4 protein-coding genes are annotated in these 2953 nt (G+C 66.1%); all 4 read right to left on the reverse strand.

The genetic code is table 11. From position 1 onward, the window contains the following. Positions 1–676 (reverse strand): beta-ketoacyl synthase N-terminal-like domain-containing protein (locus tag ACK41X_RS23260; protein ID WP_409728644.1); only part of this gene is annotated, 676 nt, incomplete at its 3' end. 113 nt (positions 677–789) lie between these two features. Next, positions 790–1029: an acyl carrier protein gene (locus ACK41X_RS23265; protein ID WP_086090566.1), complete on the reverse strand. Its 240-nt coding sequence runs from the start codon at positions 1027–1029 to the stop codon at positions 790–792. A gap of 322 nt (positions 1030–1351) precedes the next feature. Further along, positions 1352–2089: a 3-oxoacyl-[acyl-carrier-protein] reductase gene (gene fabG / locus ACK41X_RS23270; RefSeq protein WP_409728646.1), complete on the reverse strand. Its 738-nt coding sequence runs from the start codon at positions 2087–2089 to the stop codon at positions 1352–1354. Positions 2090–2114: 25 nt separating this feature from the next. Further along, positions 2115–2953, reverse strand: an 839-nt coding sequence (gene fabD, locus ACK41X_RS23275) for an ACP S-malonyltransferase (RefSeq protein WP_409728647.1), incomplete at its 5' end; no start/stop codon positions are given.

A 2953-nucleotide genomic window follows, 5' to 3' on the forward strand; every position in this document is an offset into this window, starting at 1 on the left:
CGCGTTCCGGGGTCTCGTTGAAGCCGGTCGACAGCGCACGGCAGGCGGCGAATCCCGCAAGCGACAGCCGGTCCACCGGCGATTCCGCGCCCCCCGCCACCATCACGTCGGCATCGCCCAGCGCGATCATGCGGCCGGCATCGCCGATCGCATGCGAGCCGGTGGAGCAGGCCGTCACCACAGCCGAATTCGGGCCCTTCAGCCCGAACTCGATCGAGACATAGCCCGATGCCAGATTGATGATGCGGCCGGGAATGAAGAACGGCGACAGCCTGCGCGGCCCGCGCTCCTTCACCAGGATCGCGCCCTCGGCAATGCCGCCGACGCCGCCGATGCCGGAGCCGATCATGACGCCGGTGGCAAATTGCTCGTTAGGCGTTTCCGGCTTCCAGCCGGCATCGTCGAGCGCCTGGCGCGCGGCGCTCAGCGCATAGACGATGAACGGATCGACCTTGCGCTGCTCCTTCGGCTCCATCCACTGATCGGGATTGAAGGTGCCGTCGGAGCCGTCGCCGCGCGGGATCGTGCAGGCGATCTTGCAGGGAAGATCGGACACATCGAACGCCTCGACCGGGCGCGCGCCGCTCCTGCCTTCGAGGATGCGCCGCCACGTGGTTTCGACGCCGCATCCGAGCGGCGTCACCATCCCCAAGCCTGTGACGACGACACGCCTCATGATCGGGCTCCCGCATCCGCTGCATCACGCTCCGGAGTTCGAAACCCCGGAGCCGGTCGCCGCCGTCCCTTTGTCGGCGCCGCCGGATGGACCCGCGGACAGAGGATCAGCGGTCAGCTCTTGGCGTTCTTTTCGAGGAACTTCACGGCGTCCCCCACCGTGAGGATCGTTTCCGCCGCATCGTCGGGAATTTCGCAGCCAAACTCTTCCTCGAAAGCCATCACCAGTTCGACCGTGTCGAGGGAGTCGGCCCCGAGATCGTCGATGAAGCTGGCCTGCTCGGTGACCTTGTCGGGCTCGACACCAAGATGCTCCACCACGATCTTCTTCACTCGCTCGGAGATGTCACTCATCTGTTCGAACCTCTGCTTCCAGTGATGGCCCCAATCGGCGGCGCGATCGAAGGTGTGGTGGCACGACCTCGTGGCCGGTTCAAGCAGCTTGCTCGCTTCGCGCGGGAGGCCGCTATCGGGCCGAGCACGTCGAGAAGCCACATGGACCACGCCTTTTGGCCGTTCCGCAACCGTGATGACGGCGGCGTGTATTTGGTCGCAGACTTTGCGTCAAGCCCGCCCCTAACACCCCCCTCAAGCCCGGCGGAAAACGGGCTATCATACTTCAAATGCCAAGGCCAGCGCAGGGAAGCCGCGAAGAAAACCCTTTTGCCGCAGTGGCTTATATCATCGCCATCCCGCCATTCACATGCAGTGTCTGGCCCGTTACGTAGGCGGCTTCGTCGCAGGCCAAGTAAACCACGGCCGCCGCCACATCGTCCGGCGTCCCGAGCCGGCCGGACGGCACCATTTGCAAGATGGCGTCGCGCTGCTTCTCGTTCAGCTTGTCGGTCATCGGGGTTGCGATGAAGCCGGGCGCCACGCAATTGGCGGTAATCCCGCGCCTCGCATACTCCTTGCCGATCGATTTCATCATCCCGATCATGCCGGCCTTGGCGGCGGTGTAATTGCCCTGCCCCGGATTGCCGGTCACGCCAACGACCGAGGTGATGCCGATGATGCGGCCGAAGCGCCGCCGCATCATGGTCTTGATGGCGGCGCGCGACAGCCGGAAAGTCGCGGTCAGGTTGACGTTGACCACGGTGTCCCAATCCTCATCGCGCAACTGCACGAAAAGATTGTCCCGGGTGATGCCGGCATTGGCGACCAGAATATCGAGCTTGCCCATGGCCTCTTCGGCCTGCGGCACCAGCGCCTCGACCTGATCCTTGTCGGAGAGATCGCAGGGCAGCACATGGACGCGCCCGGACAATTCGCCGGCGAGCCCGTCGAGGATTTCCCTGCGCGTGCCGGAAACCGCAACGGTCGCACCCTGCCGGTGCAGCGCCCGCGCAATCGCGCCGCCGATACCGCCGGTTGCGCCGGTCACCAAGGCGGTCTTTCCGGTCAGGTCGAACATGCTTCACTCCTGTTGAATTGATGGTTCAGCCGCGCGCGGCCTTGAACGCCGCCACATCGTCCGGCGTGCCGATCGCGCTGCCCGTCGCACCGGGCGCAATTCGCTTCAGGAGCCCGGTCAGCACCTTGCCGGCTCCGACCTCGTAGAATTGCGTCACGCCTGCGGCGGCGATCGCCTCCACGCATTCGCGCCAGCGCACCGTCCCGGTGACCTGCTCGACCAGGCGGCGCACGATCTCCTGCGGATCCTCGATGGGTGCAGCAAGCACGTTGGCGACCACCGGCACCACCGGCTTCCTCACGTCGGTATCCGCAAGCGCCTGCGCCATCGCATCCGCGGCCGGCTGCATCAGCGCACAATGGAACGGAGCGGAGACCTGAAGCAGCATCGCCCGCTTGGCGCCCTTGCCCTTCGCGATCTCGACCGCGCGTTCGACCGCCGCCTTGTTTCCCGAAACCACCACCTGTCCGCCGCCATTGTCGTTGGCGACCTGGCAGACCTGACCTTGCGCGGCCTCCGCCGCCGCCGCGGCCGCGTCCTCCAGAGACAGCCCCAGCAAGGCCGCCATTGCGCCTTCCCCCACCGGGACAGCCTTCTGCATGGCATGGCCGCGAATGCGCAAGAGCCGCGCCGCATCCCCGATGGTAAAAGCCCCGGCCGCAGCCAGCGCCGAATATTCGCCGAGCGAATGGCCGGCGACGCATTTCGCGTCGCGCTTCAGATCGAGCCCGGCCTCGGTTTCGAGCACCCGCATGGCGGCAAGCGAGACCGCCATCAGGGCGGGCTGGGCATTCTCGGTCAGGGTCAGCCGGTCCGCGGGACCATCCCACATCACGGTGGAGAGCTTTTCGCCGAGCGCCGCAT

This window comes from Pseudorhodoplanes sp. (assembly GCF_046289595.1).
Taxonomy (GTDB): Bacteria; Pseudomonadota; Alphaproteobacteria; order Rhizobiales; family Xanthobacteraceae; genus Pseudorhodoplanes.

What these genes read in the sequence shown, in the direction of transcription:
- fabG (WP_409728646.1), bottom strand. Translation starts at nt 2,089, where the DNA reads ATGTTCGACCTGACCGGAAAGACCGCCTTGGTGACCGGCGCAACCGGC.
- ACK41X_RS23265 (WP_086090566.1), bottom strand. Translation starts at nt 1,029, where the DNA reads ATGAGTGACATCTCCGAGCGAGTGAAGAAGATCGTGGTGGAGCATCTT.